The following is a 7,821-nucleotide window of genomic DNA, read 5'->3' as shown; positions in this document are numbered from 1 at the left end:
GACACCCACGCCGAGCCGAGCCGTTCGCCGGCCAGCGCCACCAGGAAGTTCTGCACCCCGGCGCCCGCCGCGACCACGAACATCTCGCGCTCGGCGGCGTCCCGGCGCGGGTCGCCGTAGTGGTGGGCGCCGTCCGTCACGAGACAGGGGACGGCCAGGTAGGGCGCGTTGCGCAGGACGTCCCCGCGCCGGATCCGCCGGGCGATGGACTCCTCCGACTTCCCGTCCCGCCGCAGGTCGGCGATCCACGCCTCCCGCATCGCGTCGAGCAGCCGCAGCCGCGCCCCGGCCGACTCCAGGAGCACGAACCGCCACGGCGTCGTGTGGTGCGGCGCCGGCGCCGTCACGGCCGCGGCGACCGCCCGCCGTACCGCGCCCGGGTCGACCGGGGCGTCGGTGAACTCCCGTACCGTCCGCCGCAGCGTCACCGCCTCCCGTACGGCCTCGGAGGTGCCGAGCCGGAACATGTCGTCGGCCGCCCCGCGCACCAGCGCCCGCGCTCCCGGCTCCCCGTCCCCGGTCACCACGTGCGGCAGCCCGCGGACCACGGCGACCGGCCGCCCGGCGGCCTTGCCCTTCACGAGGTCACCGGCGGCGGCGAGCTCGTCGGCGGTGGCGACCACGGTCGCGCTCAGCGGATTGCCGTACGCGTCGGTCCCGCCGCGCAGGTCGTCCAGGACCCGCACACCGGCCGCCCCGATCGCCACGTCCGTCAGGCCGCTGCGCCAGGGCCGCCCGGAGGTGTCCGTGACGACGACACCGACATCGACGCCGAGGACCTCGCGCAGCCCGGCCCGGATGCGCCGGGCGGAGGCGTCAGGATCCTCGGGCAGCAGCAGCACGGTGCCGGCCGGGGTGTTGGAGGCGTCGACCCCGGCGGCGGCCATGACGAGCCCCTGCCGGTTCTCCACGATCCGCAGGGTGCCGCGCCGCGCCACCACCCGTACGGTCTCGGCGTCGATCGCGTCCTCGCGGTCGGCGGCGGCGAGCACCCGCCCCTCGGCCTTGCTCACGATCTTGGAAGTGACGAGCAGGACGTCGCCGTCGGCGAGGTCGGGGACGGCGAGGGCGATCAGCGCGGCCAGGTCGTCCCCGGCCGCCACCTCCGGCAGTCCGTCCGGCGCCCACACCCGGTACGCCACGGCGCCCCGGTCCGTCCCGGCCCCCGCCACCTCCTCCGCGCGGGCCGGCGCCGCCGTCACGTCCGTCACCCCCGGACCTCCCCGGCCAGCGCCAGCGCCTCACGCGCCATCGCGGCCGTGGCGTCCGGGTCGGTCATCATCAGCGGTACGGCCCGGCAGCGGATGCCCGCCGCCTCGACGTCCGCGACGGCGTCCGCGTCCACCGTGTCGACCAGCCAGCCGTCGAGGAGCCCCGCGCCGTAGTGCCGGGCGACGGCCGCCGCCGTGGACTCGACGCCCACCGCCGCGAGGACCTTGTCCGCCATGCCCCGGACCGGGGCGTCACCGACGATGGGGGAGAGGCCCACCACGGGCGCCCCCGCGGCGGCGACCGCCTCGCGGATGCCGGGCACGGCCAGGATGGTGCCGATGGACACGACCGGGTTGGACGGCGGGAAGAGGATCAGGTCCGCCTCGGCGAGGGCCTCCAGGACACCGGGCGCGGGCTTCGCGCTCTCCGCGCCCACCGGCACGACGGCCAGCGCGTCCACGGAGGCGCGCAGCTTCACCCAGTACTCCTGGAAGTGCACCGCCCGCCGCTCGCCGTCGACCTCGATCGCCACATGGGTCTCGACGCGGTCGTCGGACATGGGGATGAGGCGTACGCCGGGCCGCCAGCGGTCGCAGAGCGCCTCGGTCACGGCGCTGAGCGGGTAGCCCGCGCCGAGCATCTGGGTGCGGACGATGTGGGTCGCGAAGTCCCGGTCGCCGAGGCCGAACCACTCGGGCCCGACGCCGTACGCCGCGAGCTCCTCCTTGACCGTGAAGGACTCGTCCCGCCGGCCCCAGCCCTGCTCCTCGTTGATCCCACCGCCGAGGGTGTACATCACCGTGTCCAGGTCGGGGCAGACCTTCAGCCCGAAGAGATGGATGTCGTCACCGGTGTTGCCGATGACCGTGATCTCCGCGTCCGGCGCGGCCTGCTTGAGGCCGCGGAGGAAGCGGGCACCGCCGATGCCACCGGCCAGAACCACAATGCGCATGCGCGCCAGTCTGTCAGGCGGGGACGGCCCGCGGGCCGGCCGGGGCGCACCGGGCGGTCACGCGGTGACGAACTCCGGGCCGGCCGGGGCGCACCGCGTCCGTGCCGACTCGTGCAGGGGCATCTCCGTCAGGCCGGGGAAGTAGACGTGCAGGCTCACGGCCGGTTCGAGGGAGTCGTTGACGACCTCGTGGACGTAGCCGGGCGCGAAGACACGCTGCGCCCCGCCGGTGAGTTTCCGTACGCCGCGTTCCGTACGTTCCGTCAGCTCGCCCTGCAGGACGGTCAGGACGCCGGAGGACGGGCCGTGGCCGTGGAGGCCGCTGCCCTGTCCGGGGACCCAGGAGAGCAGCCACACCTCGTAACCGGGGCCGGTGCGGAGCCGGTGGTACCAGCGGGTGGTGGCGTCGTACTCGACGTGCGGGGCCCACTGGGCGCGGTCGGCGGCGATGGAGCGGGCGAGTCCGGCGAACTCGGCCACGGTGGCGGGGTGCTGCCGCTCGGGCTGGAGCAGGTGCGGGACTTCGAGGATGTCGCCGGCGATCTGGAGGTCGCTGTCCATGTTCATGGGTGGGTGGTTCCTCAGCGGAGGCGGGAGGCGGGAGGCGGGAGGCGGCGGGGGCGCGGAGGACGGGTGACCGGCGGTCGCGTCCCGGGCGGTGAGGCGTGGGGGCGGTGACGCGGTGTCGTGTCCGACGCGGGTGTCACGGGCGACATGAGGGCCGGATGCCGCGGATGAGGCGGGGGAGACCCGGGCGACGCGTGTGACGCGGGGGTGACGCTGGGGGAGAAAGCCGGAGCCCTACGGCATCAACAGCTGTGACGACAGCAGCGACAACAGTTCTGGGCAGCGCGGCGGAACCCGTGGGTACGGGTCGCGGCGGGCGCAGAGGTCGCTGACATGCCACCAAAGGTGGCCGGAGGGGTACCCGACTGTCAACTCAATGCCCGATTTGGGGGTAATGTTTCACCTCATTCGGTCGCCCTGCCCGGAGAAAGGTTTGCTCTGGCCCGGACCAGGCAACATGGCGCAGCAGCTGTGCCCGTGGACATGGCGGCGGAGTGTGATCACGTCCGGTGGCGCGACCATCCCCGGTGGTTCGTGACCGGACTGTGATCCGAATCGCTTCCATGGCTGGATCGCAACAAGATCCAAGTCTCGGACGTCCTTCCCTGTGAGGTGTGACGGCGGAGATCGGGCCGGTGGGTTGTGTCACGTTTTTTGGTGATTTGAACACTTTCCGCATACGCTTGGTTCCACAGAGTGAATACGGGGCGCAATAGCAGATCTCGGCTTGACTCGCACAGAGCACGAACTTGTAATTTCACTCGTGTCGTTCGGCCGGGTCCGGTGACTGGCCACCATCACGGGGACGCACAGACAGACGAGGGGCGCAGATGACCGAGTTGTTCCAGGAACTGCTGGTCGAGGACGCGGACGAGGAACTCGGCTGGCAGGAGCGCGCGCTGTGCGCCCAGACCGATCCCGAGTCCTTCTTTCCCGAGAAGGGCGGCTCGACCCGCGAGGCGAAGAAGGTCTGCCTCGCCTGCGAGGTCCGCTCCGAATGCCTCGAATACGCCCTGCAGAACGACGAGCGCTTCGGCATCTGGGGCGGTCTGTCCGAGCGGGAGCGGCGCCGCCTGAAGAAGGCCGCCGTCTGAGAACGGCGCCGCACGGCCCCGAGCATCACCGGCCGAAAACCGCCGCGCCCCGCGCGCACTCCCACCCGAACACGAGCAACGGTCCGCCCTGTGCCTCTCCACGGCCGGCGGACCGTTTCGTTTCCGGGGCGCCGACTCCCCGGCCCCCGCCCGCGGCCCGGGCCGGACGCGCCCTCCGCCCGCGCCTCCCTCGCCCCCGCCCGGGCCTCACCCGCCCCCGCCCGGGCCCGCGGTCCGGCCTCTGTCCACAGGACTCCGCTCCCGCCCCCTCCGTCCACAGGCCGACCGCCCCCGCCGCGCGCAGCCATTAGTGTGGGCCTCCGTCCGAGACGCCACCCCCAGCCCCTCGGGGCGACCCCGGCCGGAGGGCCCGTAGCTCGATGTCCTCAACTCCTGAGTTCCCCCGACACGTCGTCACCGCCGTGCTCGTCACCCACGACGGTGCCCGCTGGCTGCCGGACGCCCTCGCCGGGCTGCTCGCCCAGGAACGCCCCGTACAGAGCGTCGTCGCCGCCGACACCGGCAGCGCCGACGACTCCGCGCAGCTCGTCGCCGACGCCATCGGCGCCGACCGCGTCCTCCACCTCGCGCGCCGCACCGGATTCGGCGCCGCCGTCGAGGAGGCCGCCCGGACCGCCCCCGTGCTCGGACCCGAGGACCTGCCGTACCTGAAGCGCCCCAGCGGCTGGGACCCCGTCAGCCGCACCTGGAACGACGAGGCGTACGACCTCCCCGACCTGCCGCACGGCGAGCCCGTCCAGTGGCTCTGGCTGCTCCACGACGACTGCGCCCCCGAGCCCGGCGCCCTCGCCGAACTCCTCCGCGTCGCCGACTCGGACCCGCACGCCGCCGTCCTCGGCCCCAAACTCCGCGGCTGGTACGACCGCAAGCAGCTCCTCGAAGCCGGTGTCAGCATCGCCCGCAGCGGCCGCCGCTGGACCGGCCTGGACCGCCGCGAGCAGGACCAGGGGCAGCACGACCAGATCCGCTCCGTCCTCTCCGTCTCCACCGCCGGCATGCTCGTCCGGCGCGACGTCTTCGAGGAACTCGGCGGCTTCGACCGCCGCCTGCCCCTCATGCGCGACGACGTCGACCTGTGCTGGCGCGCCCACGCCGCCGGCCACCGCGTCCTCGTCGCCCCCGACGCCGTCCTCCGCCACGCCGAGGCCTCCGCCCGCGAACGCCGCACCGTCGACTGCGCGGGCCGCACCGCCACCAACCCCCACCGGGTCGACAAGGCCGGCGCGGTCTACACGCTCCTGGCCAACACCCCCGGCCGCGCCCTCCCGTACCTCCTCGTACGACTCGTCGTCGGCACGCTGCTCCGCACCCTCGGCCACCTCGTCGGCAAGGCCCCCGTCCAGGCCGTCGACGAGGTCATGGGCCTCTTCGCCACCCTGCTGCGGCCCGAGAAGATCCTCGCCGCCCGCAAGCGCCGCAAGAACCCCGCCGTCCCGCCCGGCGAACTGCGCCCCCTCTTCCCGCCGCCCGGGGCCGGCCTCCGTGCCACCGCCGAGCAGCTCACCGCCCACTTCGGCGCCTCCGACGCCGACTCCGGCGGCTCCCGCCACGGTGTCGTCGAGTCGGGCCCCGGCGGCGACGACGCCGACTTCCTGGAGGTCGAGCAGTTCGCCCGGCTGAAGAAGATCGCCCGCAAGCCCGGCCCGGTCCTCTTCGCCCTCCTCCTCCTCGTCTCCCTCGTCGCCTGCCGCGACCTCTTCGCCGGCGGCTCGCTGGCCGGCGGCGCCCTGCTGCCCGCCCCCGACACCGTCTCCGGCCTCTGGTCCCGGTACGCCGACACCTGGCACCCCATCGGCACCGGCGGCACCCAGACCGCCCCGCCCTACCTCGCCGTCCTGGCCGCCCTCTCCGCGCTGTTCCTCGGCTCCACCTCCACCGCCCTGACCCTGCTGCTGGTCTGTTCGGTCCCGCTCGCCGGCTTCACCGCCTACTTCGCGGCCCGCGGCCTGGTCGAGTCCCGGCTCCTGCGCGCCTGGGCCGCCCTCGCGTACGCCTTCCTGCCCGCCGCCACCGGCGCCCTCGCCGCCGGCCGCCTCGGCACCGCCGTCCTGGCGATCCTGCTCCCGCTGATCGCCCGCGCCGCCGTCGCCGCCCACGGCTTCCACCGCCCCGACCGCGGCAGCTGGCGCGCCACCTGGGCGTACGCCTTCCTCCTGACCCTCGCCACCGCCTTCACCCCGGCCGTGTGGCCGCTCGCCGTCGTCCTCGGCCTCGGCGTGCTCGTCGTACGGCGCTCCGACATCACGGCGTACGCGCTCCGCTTCCTCGCCGCCGTCGGCACCCCGATCCTCCTGCTGGCCCCCTGGTCGCTCTCCCTCCTGACCGACCCGGGCGCCTTCCTGCGCGAGGCGGGGCTCGACGTCCGCACCGGCACGGCCACCGCCCTCGACCTCCTCGGCGCCACTCCCGGCGGTCCCGGCACCACCGGCGGTCTGCTCCTCCTCGGCCTCGTCCTCGCCGCGCTCGCCGGCCTGCTCCGCGAGGAGCGGCAGTTCGCCGTCCGCGCCGCCTGGGCCGCCGCCCTCGCCGGACTCGTCCTCGCCGTCCTCACCAACGGCGCCGGAGGCACCGGCTGGGCCGGACCCGCCACCCTCGTCTACGGCGCCGCGCTCATCGCCGCCGGTGCCCTCGGCGCCGAGCGCGGCCGCACCCGTGTCGCCGCCCACGGCTTCGGCTGGCGCCAGCCCGTCGCCGCGCTGATCGCCCTCGCCTGCGCCGCCGGCCCCGCCGTCGCCGCCGCCGGCTGGATGATCGGCGGCGCCGACGGCCCGCTCACCCGCCGCGACCCGGTCCAGGTGCCCGCCTTCGTCGCCGAGGAGAGCACCACCAGCGACCAGCCCCGCACCCTCGTCCTCGGCGGCACGCCCGACGAGGTCACCTACACCCTGGTCCGCGGCTCCGGTGCCCGCCTCGGCGACGGCGAACTCGCCGCCACGGCCCAGGACGACCCGCGCCTCGACGCGGTCGTCTCCCGCCTCGTCGCGGGCTCGGGCGCCGACCAGACCCAGGAGCTGAGCGGCTTCGCGATCCGCTACGTCCTCGTCCGCGACGGAGCGCCGCGCCGGACGAGCCGCGTACTCGACACCACCCCCGGCCTCTCCCGGCTCAGCCAGCTCGACGGCAGCGCCCTCTGGCGCGTCGACCGCGAGGTCGCCCGCGTCAGCATCGTCCCGCCGGCCGCCGAGGACCGGCAGCCGGCGGCCGGTACGGCGGAGGAGACCGCCAAGCCCGTCACCGTCCCCGCCGGCCCCGTCGAGGCCCACACCGACATCCCCCGGGGTCCCGCCGGCCGGACGCTGCGTCTCGCCGACCGCGCCGACGAGGGCTGGACCGCCACCCTCGACGGCAAGGAACTGACCCCGACCACCGTCGACGGCTGGGCCCAGGGCTTCACCCTGCCCGCCGAGGGGGGCCGCCTCGACCTCACGTACGAGGAGCCGCTCTCCCACACCGCGTGGATCTGGACGCAAGCCGGCCTCGCCGTCGTCCTCCTCGTCCTCGCCCTGCCCGGCCGCCGCCGCGAGATCGACGACGACCTGCCCGAGGAGGAGGTCGCCCTCCCCGCCCAGGCCGTCGAGGGCGACGGCCGCCGTGCCCGCCGCCTGCGTGCCGCCGCCGAGACCGAGGCCGCCGCCCGGGCCACGGGCACCGGCCCCGACACGGACCAGGACGCGGACGCGGCGCCGGACCCGGAGGCCGCCCCCGGGGACGCCCCGCCCGCCCCGGCCCCGGGACAGCAGGCGTACGAGCCCGTGCCCGCCGACGCGTGGGAGCAAGGCGCCTACGACCCCGCCCTCACCGCTCCGCAGCAGCCCGCCGAGCAGGGCTACTACCAGGACTACGGCGCCGACCCGTACCAGCAGCAGCCGTACGCGTACCCCCAGCAGGGCTACGACCCCCAGCAGCCGTACGCCGACCAGGGCCAGGGTCAGGGTTACGACCAGGGGCAGCCGTACGCGGCCCCGCAGTACGGCT

The 7,821-nt window shown here is 75.1% G+C and carries 5 protein-coding genes; 2 read left to right on the top strand and 3 right to left on the bottom strand.

The features are described 5' to 3' along the window. From RIF68_RS19590 to RIF68_RS19580, 3 genes are all read right to left on the bottom strand, one after another. Positions 1-1,172, bottom strand: a 1,172-nt coding sequence (locus tag RIF68_RS19590) for a coenzyme F420-0:L-glutamate ligase (protein ID WP_309052577.1), incomplete at its 3' end; no start/stop codon positions are given. Between the two features lie 35 nt (positions 1,173-1,207). Then, the gene (gene cofD, locus RIF68_RS19585; RefSeq protein ID WP_309052576.1) at positions 1,208-2,164 is read right to left on the bottom strand and encodes a 2-phospho-L-lactate transferase; all 957 of its coding nucleotides are present in this window, start codon (positions 2,162-2,164) and stop codon (positions 1,208-1,210) included. Between the two features lie 57 nt (positions 2,165-2,221). After that, on the bottom strand, positions 2,222-2,731 hold the full coding sequence (locus tag RIF68_RS19580) for a cysteine dioxygenase family protein (protein ID WP_309052575.1): 510 nt from the start codon (positions 2,729-2,731) through the stop codon (positions 2,222-2,224). A gap of 830 nt (positions 2,732-3,561) precedes the next feature. Here RIF68_RS19580 and RIF68_RS19575 point away from each other — a divergent pair. Together RIF68_RS19575 and RIF68_RS19570 are read left to right on the top strand one after the other, a co-directional pair. After that, on the top strand, positions 3,562-3,825 hold the full coding sequence (locus tag RIF68_RS19575; RefSeq protein WP_015033978.1) for a WhiB family transcriptional regulator: 264 nt from the start codon (positions 3,562-3,564) through the stop codon (positions 3,823-3,825). Positions 3,826-4,205: 380 nt separating this feature from the next. Beyond that, the coding region (locus tag RIF68_RS19570; RefSeq protein ID WP_309052574.1) for a glycosyltransferase family 2 protein at positions 4,206-7,821 on the top strand (3,616 nt) is incomplete at its 3' end.

Origin of the sequence: Streptomyces sp., assembly GCF_031178505.1 — a bacterium.
Classification (GTDB): Bacteria; Actinomycetota; Actinomycetes; order Streptomycetales; family Streptomycetaceae; genus Streptomyces; species Streptomyces gulbargensis.
This window is presented reverse-complemented; position numbering and strand designations above follow the sequence as displayed.